The sequence below is a fragment of the Couchioplanes caeruleus genome (assembly GCF_003751945.1).
Taxonomy (GTDB): domain Bacteria; phylum Actinomycetota; class Actinomycetes; order Mycobacteriales; family Micromonosporaceae; genus Actinoplanes; species Actinoplanes caeruleus.
In genome coordinates, this window is the sequence record NZ_RJKL01000001.1 from 444,247 (window position 1) to 457,225 (window position 12,979).

The window sequence follows — 12,979 nt, forward strand, 5'->3', positions numbered from 1 at the left end:
AATCGGCCGGCGCGCCGGCATCACAAGGAGCTTCTTCATGCACGCGATTACCGACCGGCTGCGGCACGTCACCAAGCCGGGCGTCACCGCACGGCTCGCGACGCTGACGATGATCGCCGCGATCAGCGTCGTCGTCATGCTGGCCGCGTCGATGATCACGACCCGGGAGAATCTGTACGCCGAGCGCGAGCGCCAGACCCAGCAGTTGGTCGAGACGGCCATCGGCGTGGTGGACGGCTACATCGCGCGGGAGGCGACGGGCGAGCTGACTCGTGAGCAGGCGCAGAAGCAGGCCGCGGCCGCGCTGAAGGTGCTGCGCTACGACTCCGACAACTACTTCTGGGTCAACGACATGGCCCCGAAGATGGTCATGCACCCCGTCAAGCCCGAGCTCGACGGCACCGACCTGACGGACGACGCGGACCCGAACGGCAAGCATCTCTTCGTCGAGATGGTGAACGTCGTGAAGAGCCAGCGGGCCGGCTTCGTCGAGTACGAGTGGGCCAAGCCGGGCAGCGACAGCCCGCAGCCGAAGATCGCCTACGTCCAGGGCGTGCCCCACTGGGGCTGGGTGGTCGGGTCGGGCCTCTGGGTCGACGACATCGACAGCGCGGCATGGGTGGCGGCGCGCGGACAGGCCCTGGCGGGCGGCATCGGCCTGGTGCTGCTGATGCTCGTGGCGTGGCGCAGCGTGCGGCGGATCGGCACCGCGCTCGGCGCCGTGCGGCGCACCCTGGAGCGGGTCGCCGCCGGCGACCTGACCGCCCGCGTGCAACTGGCCGGCAACGACGACCTGGCCCGCATGGCGCGGGCCGTGGACACGGCCGTCGCCAACAACCGTGAGGTCATCCAGCAGCTTCACGCCGCCGCGGAGACGTTGTCCGCGAACAGCACCCAGCTCGAGGCCGCCAGCGCCGAGATCACCGAGGTCACCGCCGGCACCGCCGGCCAGGCGCAGTCGATGAACGCGGCCGCCGACGCGATGACCCACCAGGTCACCACCATGGCGAGCGGCGCGGAGCAGATGCACGCCTCGATCGCCGAGATCGCGCGCAACGCCGCGGACGCGGCGGTCATCGCCAACGAGGCCGTGGCCGTCGCCACCGACGCCACCCACAGCATCAGCCGTCTCGGCACCTCCAGCGCCGAGATCGGCAACGTCATCGCCCTCATCGACTCCATCGCCAAGCAGACCAACCTGCTGGCGCTCAACGCCACGATCGAGGCCGCCCGCGCCGGCGAGCAGGGCAAGGGATTCGCCGTGGTCGCCACCGAGGTCAAGGACCTGGCCAACGAGACCGCGAAGGCCACCGCGCAGGTGGTCGACCGGATCACCGCGATCCAGGACGACACCGGCGCGGCCGTCCAGGCCATCGAGCGCATCACCGGCGTGATCGAGCAGATCAACGACTACCAGACCACCATCGCCGCCGCGGTCGAGCAGCAGGCCGCCACGACCACCCTGCTCTCCGACAGCGCCGTGACCACCACCAGCCAGGTCAGCACGATGAACGAGGCCATCAGGACCGTCTCCTCGGGTGCCACCGGCGCGGCGACCAACGCTCAGCAGGTCAACGCTTCGGCGACCAACCTCGGCGACCTGGCCGCCTCCATCCGCGGCCTGACCGAGACGTTCACCGTCTGACCGAAGAGGTCCCACGGCGGGCCGTGGGGTGTGCGGCCGCCACCGCGCACCCCACGGCCCTTACCTGTCAGCTGCTGAAGACCTGGAACTCCGCGGCGACCGCGGTGCCGGCGGCCGGGGACACCGAGGCGCAGTCGGTGGCGGAGCGGGGGTCGTTCTCCTGCTCGCCCGCGTACAGGGGGTTGGCCGTGCACTGGTTACCGAGGATGCGGAGCTTGACGTGCGTGGCCGGGGTGGGGCGCACCGGGAAGGACTTCAGCACCAGGTTCGGCACCTTGGGCCGGTACGAACCGGTGTCGAACGCGTTCGCCGGGCTGGTGTAGGCCACCTTGTAGCCGGCGTCGCTCGCGCAGTCCGCGCCCGCCGCCGCGTTGCAGGTGAGGATCTCGAACTGGCGAACCGTGCTGTACATCGTGGAGGTCGGGGCGCCCGCGCCCGGGAAGGCGCTGAGCTGGACGCGGGAGACCAGTCTGGGGGCGTCCGCGGGCAGGTCGACGGTGACCTGGCGGCCGGCGGCGCCGCCGGTGGCCGTCCAGGCCGTGCCCTCGGCGTCGTCGGTGAGCCGGGCGGGGGCGGCACCGTCGCCGGTGATGGTGGCGCCGGATGCCGCCGAGGCGAGGTTGGTCGGCATGACCACGCCGATGTCGGCGGTGACTCCGGGGTAGACGGTCTGGGTGAAGCGCTTGTGGCCGAAGCCCGCGCCGATCGCCAGGAAGCGGTACGTGCCCGGGGCCAGCGTGAGCGTGGCCGGCAGCGCGGTGGCCGGGTCGGTGTCGGCGACCGGCACCGAGCCGAAGTCGTAGTCACCGACGTAGAGGCGGACCGGCTTGCCGGCGGCCTCGCCGAGCGCCTTGAACGTCACCTCGGAGTTCTCCACGTACGGCGAGGCGAAGCTGGGCACCGGGTCGCCGTCCGACGGGCCGCTGGCGGCGCCGGCGCCCATGCCGCGGGTGGCGAACGTGTTCCACAGCAGGTCGGCGTTCGCCCCGCCGAAGCGCAGCGCGTCGGCGGTGATCATGTTGTCGCGCATGTCGAGCATGCTGATCGTGCCGGTCGCGGCCAGCAGGAACGAGTCGAAGACGAGCTGCACCCAGCGCCGGTTGCCCGGGCATTCGGTCACCGGGGTGGTGCCCGCCGCGCAGCTCTCCTGCTGGGCACGGGTGCCCGCGCCGTAGCGGGCGATGAAGGCGCGGCGGACGTCGAAGTTCGTCGCGCTCCAGATCTCGCCGTCGGAGTGGACGGCCGCGCCACGGTCGTACCCGTAGTTGGAGTAGTTGAGGGTGCTGTTGCTCATGTCGTAGTTGCGGATGCCGGCGACGACGTCGCCGGTCACGTAGCCGCCGGTGATGTACGGCGTGTTGCCCCGCGGGGTGTAGCCGCTCTCGAACAGGTACTCCATCGCCAGGAGGTCGGACCAGCTCTCCCCCATCGCCCCGCCCTGCGAGGAGCTGATGCCGCTGTCCGGGCCGGCGATCATGCGGTTGCTGATGGCGTGGGTGTACTCGTGGCCGATGACCGTCATGTCGAAGTCACCGTCGACGCACGGCGGGTACACGGCCCCGGCGAACGGCTGCCACATGTACATGTTGGTGGTCGGCTGCATGCCGTCCGGCGGGGTCGCCTGGTTGGCGTTGTTGCGGGTGGTCGCGGTGGCCGCGCCCTGCTGGGCGTTGCCGCGCTCGGGGTCGCCGGCCTTGCCGTACGGGCCGGTGTTGACCTTCTGCAGGTTCCAGGTCGCCTCGGTGAAGCCGAGCCGGTACGACCAGTCGTGCATCCGGTTGTGCATGGCGAACAGGTTGGCGGTGGCCGCGTCGCCGTCGGCCTGCTCGGGGGAGGCCAGCGAGTTCGGGTCGCACTTGCTGGTGTTCCACTGGTTGGTGAACGGGTAGAGGTACTCGCGGTCGGGCCGCGCGGCGGCGGGCACCGCCGGGTTGCCGTTGCCCCACAGCCGCACCGTGTCGGCCGAGTTGCCGCTGGTGGTGAAGCTCGGCGTGCCGGTGGTGGCGTCGACGTCCCAGGGCTTGCCGGTGGCCGGGTCGAGCACCTGCCGGCTGCAGCCGGTGGCGGTGGCGACGCACCAGATCTGCCGGGCGTCCGCGCCGTTGGCGGGCGGGGTGGCCGGGAAGACCTTCCAGTGCGGGTCGTCCTCGGCGAAGTTCACGAGGTTCTCCCGCACCAGGATGCGGCCGTCGATCGCGTCCACATAGGTGGTGTACCCCAGCGGATGGTCGGCGTCGTTGGACATGACGACCACCTCGTACGCGGCGCGCGGATCGGCGCCGGGCATCGGCACGGCGACCAGCCGCACCCGCGAGTCGGCGAGCTTCTCCCGCTCGATCCTGGCGTCGGTGAGGGCGGCGGCGAGGGCGTCCGCGGGCTGCAGCCGGGCGGCGGCGGGCTCGGCCGTGCGCGGGCTCAGCGACGAGGTGACCCGCAGGACGTCGCCGCCCTTGACCGCGACGGCGACCAGGCCGTCGTGGGCGGCGGGCAGGTCGCCGTACCGCTGGCGCAGGAGCACGACGGTGCCGGCGCCGACCTTCGTGGTCGCGATGGTCTCGAGGTCGTCGACCGCCGCCTGGCGCAGCGCGAAGAGGCCGCGGCTGTTCTTGAGGTAGCGCCGGGCGACGGTGTCGGCGGCGCCCGCCGGCCCGGTGGCGAGCCGGCCCTTGACCGGGGTGACCGAGGCGGGCGTGCCGAGCCTGTTCCAGCGGGTGACGACGTTGTCAGCGCGGATCTGGGCGCGCTGGGCCGAGGTGGGCGCGGCGGTGCCGCCGCGGTTGTCGACGAAGGCGTACGCCTCGTCGAGGTGGTCGCCGGTCAGCGGCGTGGCCATGGCGGGCATCGGGTGGGAGGGCGCCGCGCTCGCGCCGAGGGGCGCGGACGCGAGGATCGTGGTAGCGGCGAGGATTCCGGCGACGGCGGACCGTCTGCGTATGCGCACGCAAGCCTCCTGGGATCGGCCTGGGGGATCTCTCCAGACGAACCGAAACCTTACGGGAACATAGACGTTCATAGATAACGTTTCCGTTGTGACAATGACGTCGATCGATTCCCTCGCGCGCTTGCTAAATTGTCGTGCAGGGAGGTCGCCGATGACGTCGCTCGAGGAACTGGCCGCCACGCTGCGGGTCGCGCTGGGCCCCGACCGGGTGCTGTCCGATCGCCAGGAGCTGCGGACGTACGAGTGCGACGGCCTCGCCCATTACAAGGTCACGCCGGGGCTCGTCGTGCTACCCCGCGATGCGACGGAGTGCGCCGTGACCGTCCGCGCCTGCGCCGCGGCCGGCGTGCCGTTCGTGGCCCGGGGCTCCGGCACCGGCCTGTCCGGCGGTGCGCTGCCGCACGCCGACGGCGTGCTGGTGGTGACCTCGAAGATGCGCGAGATCGTCGAGATCGCACCGGAGGACGAACGGGCCGTCGTCGCGCCCGGCGTGATCAACCTGGACGTCAGCAAGGCCGCCGCCGCGCACGGCTACTACTACGCGCCCGACCCGTCGAGCCAGCAGATCTGCTCGATCGGCGGCAACGTCGCGGAGAACTCCGGTGGCGCGCACTGCCTGAAGTACGGCTTCACCACCCACCACGTGCTCGGCGCGCAGATCGTCACGCCCGACGGGACGCTCGTCGAGCTGGGCGGGCGGGCGCCGGACACGCCCGGCTACGACCTGCTCGGCGCCTTCGTCGGGTCCGAGGGCACGCTGGGGGTGGCGACGCGGGTCACCGTACGCCTGACCCGGCTGCCGGAGTCCGTGCGTACGCTGCTCGCGGCCTTCGCGACCACCGACGAGGCCGGCGCCGCCACCTCCGCGATCATCGCCGCCGGTGTGGTCCCGGCGGCGATCGAGATGATGGACGCCCTCGCGATCGAGGCCGCGGAAGCGGCCGTGGCCTGTGGCTATCCCCCGGGCGCCGGGGCGGTGCTCATCGTCGAGCTGGACGGTCCGGCGGCCGAGGTCGAGGCACAGTTCGCGCAGGTCACCGCCCTGTGCGAGGCCGCCGGCGCGACCGAGCTGCGGATCGCGGCGGACACGGACGAGCGGACCCTGATCTGGAAGGGCCGCAAGTCGGCGTTCGCCGCGGTCGGCCGGATCAGCCCCGACTACATCGTGCAGGACGGGGTGATCCCGCGGACCGCGCTGCCCGAGGTGCTGCGCCGCATCACCGACGTCGCGCACGCGCGCGGGGTGCGGGTGGCGAACGTCTTCCACGCCGGCGACGGCAACCTGCATCCGCTGGTGCTCTTCGACGACGCGGTCGAGGGCGAGGCCGAGCGGGCCGAGGAGGTGTCCGGCGCGATCATCGACCTCTGCATCGAGTACGGCGGCTCGATCACCGGCGAGCACGGCGTCGGCGCGGACAAGGCGAAGTACATGCCGCGGATGTTCACCGCCGACGACCTGGAGACCATGCACCTGCTGCGGTGCGCCTTCGACCCGGCCGGACTGTCCAACCCCGGCAAGGTGTTCCCCACCCCGCGCCTCTGCGGCGAGGTGCCGCGCCGGCACCGCGCGACCGATCCGGGCGCCGCGGCGGAGATCTTCTGATGCGCTGGCAACCCGCCGTCGACGGCGATGTGGTCGCGGGCCGGCCCGCGCGGTTCGTGGCCGCCCCGGCCACCACCGAGGAGGCGTCGCGGATCCTGCGCGCGGCCGCGGAGCAGGACCTCGCCGTGGTGATCCGCGGCGGCGGCACCAAGCTGGAGTGGGGCATGCCCCCGCGCCGGCTCGACCTCATCGTCGACACCCACCGGCTGAGCGGCGTCGTGGAGCATGCGGCCGGCGACCTGATCACCGTGGTCCGCGCCGGCACCCCGCTGGGCGACCTGGACTTCGGCACCCAGCAGCTCGCCCTCGACTCGCCGCTGCCCGGCGCCACCGTCGGCGGCGCGGTCGCGGCCGGCACCAGCGGGCCGCGGCGCCTGCACTACGGCGCGGCCCGCGACCTGATCATCGGCATGACGGTGGTCCGGCCCGACGGCACGGTCGCCCGCTCGGGCGGCAAGGTCGTCAAGAATGTCGCCGGGTACGACCTGGGCAAGCTGTTCGCCGGCTCGTACGGCACCCTCGGGCTGATCACCGAATGCGCCTTCCGCCTGCACCCCGTGCCACCGGAGCGCGCGGTGGTGCTCGGCGAGGCCCCGGTCGCCGAGGTGGGCGCGCTGCTCGCGGCCGTCCGCGCGGAGCAGGTCGTACCCAGCGCCGTGGAGGTCGACCGGACCGGCTCCGGACCCGTCACCGTCGCGGTGCTCGTGGAGGGCACCGCCGCGGGCGTCCGGGACCGGGCGGCCCGGCTCGAGAAGTGCCTGTCCGGCGCGACCGGCGATCTCCCGCCGTGGTGGGGCACCCTGCCGTGGCCGCCGGACGGCGTCGGCGTCAAGCTCACCGCCGCGCTGTCCAAGCTACCCTCGCTGCTGGCGGCCGCCCCCGAGGTCACGATCCGGGGTTCCGCGGGAGCGGGTGTGCTCTACGCGCATGTCAGCTCGGACATTCCGGCGACGATCGCGAGGCTGCGGACGGCCACGACCCGGGCTGGCGGGCATGCGGTGGTGCTGACCGCGCCGGAGCCGGTGCGGCAGCGCGTCGACATGTGGGGCCCGGTGCCGGCCCTGGACCTCATGCGCCGCGTCAAGGACCGCTTCGATCCCGGGCACCGCTTCGCCCCCGGCCGCTTCGTAGGAGGCATCTGATGGTCGACGCCACCCGGGGTACGCACGACGATCCGCCCGACGTCCTCGGCCCGATCGCGGGCACCCCCGCCTTCGACGACGACCGCCCGCCCAGCGCCGCCGTCGCCGGCGACTGCGTGCACTGCGGCTTCTGCCTGACCACCTGCCCGACGTACGCGCTCTGGGGCGAGGAAGCGGACTCGCCGCGGGGCCGGATCTATCTGATCCAGGCGGGGCTGGACGGCGAGCCGATGAGCGCCTCGATGGTCCGGCACGTCGACCGGTGCCTGGGCTGCATGGCATGCGTCACCGCCTGCCCGTCGGGGGTCCGCTACGACCGGCTGATCGAGGACACCCGGGCGCAGGTCGAACGGCGCTTCGACCGTACGCCCCGGCAGCGGGCCCTGCGGGCGGCGATCTTCGCGCTCTTCCCGTACCCGCGGCGGCTGCGGTTGCTGCGCGGGCCGCTGCGGGCGTACCAGGCCAGCGGCCTGCGGCGCCTGGCCGCTCGCACCGGCCTGATGGAACGGCTCGGGCCCACCCTCGCCACGCTGGAGTCCCTCGCCCCGCGCCTGCGAACGGTTCCTCGCCCGCCGCGGCTGGTGCCGGCCGTGGGCGCGCGGCGGGCCGTCGTCGGGGTGCTGACCGGCTGCGTCCAGAGCGCCTTCTTTCCGGAGGTGAACTCCGCGACGATCCGGATCCTCGCGGCCGAGGGCTGCGAGGTCGTCGTCCCGCCGGCGCAGGGCTGCTGCGGCGCGCTCAGCGTCCACAACGGGCGCCGCGCGGAGGCGCAGCGCTTCGCCCGGCGGATCGTGGACACGTTCGCCCGCGCGGGCGTCGACCATGTCGTGGTCAATGCGGCGGGCTGCGGCTCGGCGATGAAGGAGTACGCCGACCTGCTGCGCGACGATCCCGCGTACGCCGCGCCCGCCGCCGCCTTCGCCGCTCGGGTGCGGGACCTGTCGCAGCTGCTGGTCGAGCTCGGCCCGGTCGCGACCCGGTACCCCCTGCCGGTAACGGTCGCGTACCACGACGCGTGCCATCTTGCTCACGCCCAGGGCATCCGCGCCCAGCCGCGGGAGCTGCTGGCCGGCATACCGGAGCTGACGGTACGGGAGATCGCCGACCCGGAGATCTGCTGCGGCTCGGCGGGCGTGTGGAACGTCCTGCACCCCGAGCCGGCGGCGGAGCTGGGCGAGCGCAAGGCCCGCAACGTGCTGGCCACCGGCGCGCGGCTGCTGGTCACGGCGAATCCGGGTTGTCTCATGCAAGTCGCCGCCGCGGTCCGGCGCCTCGGCGGGGAGGTCGCGACGGCGCACACCGCCCAGGTGCTGGACGCGTCGCTGCGCGGCCTCGATCCCGCCGCGCTGGGGGCTCAGCCTCCGAGGTCGTCCAGATAGGCGGCCAGCTCCGCGACGGCCTCGTCCGGGGTGAGATGGCCGGCGAGGATGTGCACGGTCAGGCCGTCGACGACCGCGTGCAGCCGCCGGGCCGCCCGCTGGTGGTCGGCACCGGCGGGGAGCAGATGGGGAACCAACTGGAGGCAGAACCCGGCCATGCCGGTGAAGTGCAGGCGCTGGACCCGCGCGAGTTCCGGGTCACCGAGGCCGAGCGCGAGGAACGCGAAGGCGATCGACGACTCCAGGTGGCGCCGCTCGTCCAGCGGCATGGTCTCGCACAGCAGCACCTCGACGGCCTCGCGCGCGGTGCCCTCCGGCCGCAGATTCTCGAGACGGCGGGTGACCGTGGCGATCACCTCCTCGCAGGCGAAGGCGAGCAACTCGGCGCGCGTGGCGAAGTAGTGCCGCAGGGCGCCGGATGACCATCCCGACTCGACGGCCACCGTCCGGATGGAGACCTCGGCCACCCCGTCGCGGGCGATGACCCGCCAGACCGCGGCGGCCAGCTCTCGGCGGCGGGCGGCATGATCGACGACCTTCGGCATCTCCCGATTATCGCACGACTGTGTTATCAAGGTAGTAGCACGATCGTGCGAGAACGGGAGGACACATTGATCGCCGCGATCATCGCCTGCGAGGTCGGTTTCTGGGTGCTGCTGGTGGCCGGCCTGGCCGCCCGCTACCTGCTGAGGCGCCGGAGGCTGAGCACCGTCCTGCTGTGGTCGGTGCCCCTGGTGGACGTGGCGCTGCTCGCCATCGCCGTCGTGGATCTGCGCGGCGGCGGCGAGGCGCACCTCGCCCACGGGCTGGCCGCGGTCTACCTGGGCGTGTCGATCGTCCTCGGGCACCGGATGATCCGGTGGGCCGACCAGCGGGCACATCACCGCTTCGGGGGTGGCCCCCCGCCGGTGCGAGCGCCGCGGACCGGAGCCGCCCGCGCCGCCCACGAGCGCCGGACCTGGCTGGAGCACCTGCTCGCGTACGCCGCCACCGCTGCCATCCTGAGCCTCTTCACCCTGCTGGTCGGCGATGTGGACCGGACCCTGCCGCTGTGGTCGGTGATGAGGCCCTGGGGCCTGGCGGTAGTGATCGACTTCGTCATCTCGTTCAGCTACACGCTGTTCCCGCGCCGCGAGACACGCTAAGTATTCGAGCCGGGTTCACGAATCGCCGCGCCGGGTCCGGCGGATGTGTGAGCAAATGGGATTCGCGTGGCGAACCCGATTCCCGGGAGGACATCCGTGCAGCGACGCAGGCTGGCACTTGGCGCGGCGGCGTTGCTGCTGCCGCCGGCCCTCATGGTCACCCTCGGGCGGGAGCCCGCCCCGGGCCTGCCGTCCCCGCCGGCCGCCCGGGCCGGGACTCCCCCGCCGGCCACGCCGCCCCGCGTGCCGGTCCGGGTCATGGCGCTCGGCGACTCGATCACCGGCTCGCCCGGCTGCTGGCGGGCGCTGCTGTGGCGGAGACTGCCGGGCGTGGACTTCGTCGGCACGCGCTCCGCCCGGCGGTGCGGGTTCGCCCACGACGGCCGCAACGAGGGACACAGCGGCTTCCTGGCCACCGACGTGGCCGCGCGTGAGCTGCTGCCGGACTGGCTCTCGGCCACCCACCCGGACGTGGTGATGATGCACCTGGGCACCAACGACGTCTGGCGCAACCGGCCCGTCGCGGCGATCCTGACGGCCTTCACCACGCTCGTCGCTCAGATGCGCGCGTCCAACCCGCGGATGAGGATCCTCGTCGCGCAGATCCTGCCGATGGACCCGGCCGGCTGCGGCGCGTGCGGGCGGCGGGTGGCCGCGCTGAACGCGGCCGTGCCCGGCTGGGCCGCGTCCCTGGCCACCGCGGGCTCGCCCATCACGGTCGTGGACCAGTGGTCCGGCTTCGACACCGCCACCGACACCCCGGACGGCGTCCACCCGAACCGCGCGGGCGACCGCAAGATCGCCGTACGGTGGTATCCGGCCCTGCTCGCCGCGGTCAGCCGACCGCCAGCTCGCCCAGCTCGGACCAGTCGTCCCGGTCCACCGTCTGGCTGATGATCCTCGGCGTCGACTGCAGATGCGGGGGCAGCTCCCGCTGGGCCTGCTGGAAGTGCGCGGAGTTCACGTGCGCCGCGCCCGCCGCGTCGTCCCGGAACGCCTCGACCAGGACGTACTCGTGCGGGTCGTCGAGGCCGCGGGACCAGTCGAACCAGAGGCAGCCCGGCTCCGCCCGGGTCGCCCGGGTGAACGCGGCGGTGATCTCCGGCCATCGCTGCGCGGACTCCGGCTTGACGAGGAACTTCGCCGTAATAAAGATCATCTTCGCTTCTCTCTCCTGCGATCACGGGCGGCGGGCCGCTCGGTCCATCTTGCCCTTCAGATGATGAGAACGCGCTAAATCGAACCAGTGTTGACACCCACGATCAATGCGCGTTAGCTACGAGCAGTCATTTGTTGCATTCGATCGGTGAACAACCGCTGAGGATCCGCCGTGGACCTCGCCAGAGCCGGACAGATCGCTGTCATCATGCTCTCGCCCACGCTGGCCGTGGGCGTGGCGCTCTACGCTCCACGCGTCGCCCGGGCCCTGTGGCACCTCGCCCGGCGGCGGGACTACCCGTTGCGTACGTACAGGTACAGCCCACCCATCGAGCAGCTCGCCACAGACCTGCGCCGGCTGCTGCTCCAGCACGACGAACTCCGCACCGACACCCGGCCGGGCCCGCGCGGGGTGCGGCTGCGCGCCCTCGAGGCGGCCATCACCGACCTGGCCGTCGGGGCGGCGCGCGCGCTGAACGTGCCGGCCTCCGTACCTCCCGCGCACGCCGGCATGCCCCCGGCCACGCTGCGCCGGCTGCTGCACGACCTGACCGAGGCGGGCCTGGCCCTGCCCGCCGTCGGTCTGCTGGCGGGTGATCGCCCGCGCTGACCCGGAGCCGATAAGGAGCACGCCCGTGATCGGTAGGAGAACGGCCGGCCACCGCAGATCGGTGGCGGCGGCCGCCGCGGCCGCCCTCGCCTGTTCCGCCCTGGTCGGATGCGGCGGCGACGCGGGCGGCGCCCGGACGCTGAACTGGTACATCAATCCCGACAACACCGGCGCCACCCAGGAGGCGGCGGCCCAGTGCAGCCGCAACTCGGGCGGGCGCTACACCATCGCCACCTCGGTACTGCCGGCGACCGCGGACGGCCAGCGCGAACAGATCGTCCGCCGGCTCGCCGCCGGGGACCCGTCGATCGACTTCATGACCATCGACCCGCCGTACAACCCGGAGCTGGCCAGCGCCGGATGGCTGTACGAGTTCACCGACGCCCAGCGCTCGGAGCTGCTGACCGACATCCTCGAGTCGCCGATCAAGACCGCCGAGTGGAAGGGCAAGCTGGTCGGGGTGCCGTACTCGGCCAACACCCAACTGCTCTGGTACCGCAAGTCGGTGGCACAGAAGGCCGGCGTCGATCCCACCTCGCCGACCTTCACCTGGGATCAGATGATCGACGCGGCGGTCAGGACCAACACGATCATCTCGGAGCAGGGCAAGCGCTACGAGGGCTACATGGTGTGGGTCAACGGGCTCATCGAGTCCGCGGGCGGCTCGATCATCCGCGACAACGAGCGTGGCCGCGACGCCACCGTCTCCATCGACTCGCCCGAGGGCAGGGAGGCCGCCCGGATCATCGCCAAGCTGGCGAACTCGCCCGCCGCGGATCCGGCGCTGTCCACCGCGGACGAGGAGGTCGGCCGGATCACGTTCCAGGGCGAGCGCGGCGGGTTCATGCTGAACTGGCCGTACGCGTACGCCTCCCTGCAGGGCAACGTCGCCGACGGCACGACGGATCCCTCCGTGCTCGAGGACGTGGCCTGGGCGCGCTATCCCCGGGTCAAGGCCGACGTGCCGAGCAAGCCGCCGATCGGCGGCGCCAACATCGGCATCAGCAAGTTCAGCACGAAGAAGGAGCTCGCGGTCGAGGCCGTCAAGTGCCTGATCTCGCCGCCGATGCAGAAGATCCGCTTCCTCGGCCTGGGCGATCCGGTCGCGACCGGCTCGGTGTACGACGACCCGGACGTCCGGGCGAAGTACCCGATGGCCGACCTCATGCGCGAGTCCATCAACGACGCGGGCCCCCGCCCGATCACCCCGTACTACGGCGACGTCTCCGCGGCGGTCCAGCGCACCTGGCACACGCCGGCCGGCGTGAACCCGGAGACGACCCCGGCGACCGCCGCGAAGCTGATCGACGACGTCCTGCACGACCGGCGGCTGCTGTGACGGCCCCGCGAACCGGA

11 protein-coding genes are annotated in these 12,979 nt (G+C 72.6%); 8 read left to right on the forward strand and 3 right to left on the reverse strand.

What is annotated here, in order from left to right; genetic code table 11:
- Nucleotides 1-37: 37 nt before the first annotated feature.
- Nucleotides 38-1,645, forward strand: a complete 1,608-nt coding sequence (locus EDD30_RS02235; protein ID WP_071806209.1) for a methyl-accepting chemotaxis protein — start codon at nt 38-40, stop codon at nt 1,643-1,645.
- Nucleotides 1,646-1,712: 67 nt separating this feature from the next.
- Here the strand turns inward: EDD30_RS02235 and EDD30_RS02240 are convergent, their stop codons facing one another.
- Nucleotides 1,713-4,586 carry a M36 family metallopeptidase gene (locus tag EDD30_RS02240; protein ID WP_071806210.1) on the reverse strand — a complete coding sequence of 958 codons (2,874 nt, stop codon included), beginning with the start codon at nt 4,584-4,586 and terminating at the stop codon, nt 1,713-1,715.
- A gap of 151 nt (nt 4,587-4,737) precedes the next feature.
- On the opposite strand from EDD30_RS02240, the gene EDD30_RS02245 reads away from it, so the two are divergent.
- Genes EDD30_RS02245 through EDD30_RS02255 form a run of 3 tightly spaced genes read left to right on the forward strand, consistent with a single transcriptional unit; the run spans nt 4,738 to nt 8,710 of the window.
- Nucleotides 4,738-6,189 (forward strand): FAD-linked oxidase C-terminal domain-containing protein, encoded by a 1,452-nt coding sequence (locus EDD30_RS02245; protein ID WP_071806211.1) that lies wholly within the window; start codon nt 4,738-4,740, stop codon nt 6,187-6,189.
- Nucleotides 6,189-7,331 (forward strand): FAD-binding oxidoreductase, encoded by a 1,143-nt coding sequence (locus tag EDD30_RS02250; protein WP_071806212.1) that lies wholly within the window; start codon nt 6,189-6,191, stop codon nt 7,329-7,331. The genes EDD30_RS02245 and EDD30_RS02250 overlap by 1 nt, the downstream gene beginning before the upstream one ends.
- Complete coding sequence (locus EDD30_RS02255) at nt 7,331-8,710, forward strand: (Fe-S)-binding protein (protein ID WP_084556487.1); 1,380 nt, start codon at nt 7,331-7,333, stop codon at nt 8,708-8,710. The genes EDD30_RS02250 and EDD30_RS02255 overlap by 1 nt, the downstream gene beginning before the upstream one ends.
- Here the strand turns inward: EDD30_RS02255 and EDD30_RS02260 are convergent.
- The gene (locus EDD30_RS02260; protein ID WP_071806213.1) at nt 8,686-9,255 is read right to left on the reverse strand and encodes a TetR/AcrR family transcriptional regulator; all 570 of its coding nucleotides are present in this window, start codon (nt 9,253-9,255) and stop codon (nt 8,686-8,688) included. The two genes, EDD30_RS02255 and EDD30_RS02260, sit on opposite strands and share 25 nt — an antisense overlap.
- 45 nt (nt 9,256-9,300) lie before the next feature.
- On the opposite strand from EDD30_RS02260, the gene EDD30_RS02265 reads away from it, so the two are divergent.
- Nucleotides 9,301-9,855: a hypothetical protein gene (locus tag EDD30_RS02265; protein ID WP_244945074.1), complete on the forward strand. Its 555-nt coding sequence runs from the start codon at nt 9,301-9,303 to the stop codon at nt 9,853-9,855.
- Nucleotides 9,856-9,951: 96 nt separating this feature from the next.
- Nucleotides 9,952-10,749, forward strand: a complete 798-nt coding sequence (locus EDD30_RS02270; protein ID WP_244945075.1) for an SGNH/GDSL hydrolase family protein — start codon at nt 9,952-9,954, stop codon at nt 10,747-10,749.
- Here EDD30_RS02270 and EDD30_RS02275 read toward each other — a convergent pair.
- The gene (locus tag EDD30_RS02275) at nt 10,691-11,014 is read right to left on the reverse strand and encodes a putative quinol monooxygenase (RefSeq protein ID WP_071806215.1); all 324 of its coding nucleotides are present in this window, start codon (nt 11,012-11,014) and stop codon (nt 10,691-10,693) included. The genes EDD30_RS02270 and EDD30_RS02275 overlap by 59 nt on opposite strands.
- A 171-nt stretch (nt 11,015-11,185) precedes the next feature.
- Here EDD30_RS02275 and EDD30_RS02280 point away from each other — a divergent pair, with 171 nt between their 5' ends.
- Both EDD30_RS02280 and EDD30_RS02285 read left to right on the forward strand, forming a co-directional pair.
- A complete protein-coding gene (locus EDD30_RS02280) occupies nt 11,186-11,623 on the forward strand; it encodes a hypothetical protein (RefSeq protein WP_071806216.1) in 438 nt (145 codons plus the stop codon).
- Nucleotides 11,624-11,648: 25 nt separating this feature from the next.
- On the forward strand, nt 11,649-12,962 hold the full coding sequence (locus tag EDD30_RS02285) for an extracellular solute-binding protein (protein WP_211277824.1): 1,314 nt from the start codon (nt 11,649-11,651) through the stop codon (nt 12,960-12,962).
- The last annotated feature ends 17 nt before the right edge of the window (nt 12,963-12,979 follow it).

Coding starts and splice junctions, on each gene's coding strand:
- EDD30_RS02245 (WP_071806211.1), top strand. CDS start 4,738: ATGACGTCGCTCGAGGAACTGGCCGCCACGCTGCGGGTCGCGCTGGGC.
- EDD30_RS02235 (WP_071806209.1), top strand. CDS start 38: ATGCACGCGATTACCGACCGGCTGCGGCACGTCACCAAGCCGGGCGTC.
- EDD30_RS02275 (WP_071806215.1), bottom strand. CDS start 11,014: ATGATCTTTATTACGGCGAAGTTCCTCGTCAAGCCGGAGTCCGCGCAG.
- EDD30_RS02255 (WP_084556487.1), top strand. CDS start 7,331: ATGGTCGACGCCACCCGGGGTACGCACGACGATCCGCCCGACGTCCTC.
- EDD30_RS02260 (WP_071806213.1), bottom strand. CDS start 9,255: ATGCCGAAGGTCGTCGATCATGCCGCCCGCCGCCGAGAGCTGGCCGCC.
- EDD30_RS02250 (WP_071806212.1), top strand. CDS start 6,189: ATGCGCTGGCAACCCGCCGTCGACGGCGATGTGGTCGCGGGCCGGCCC.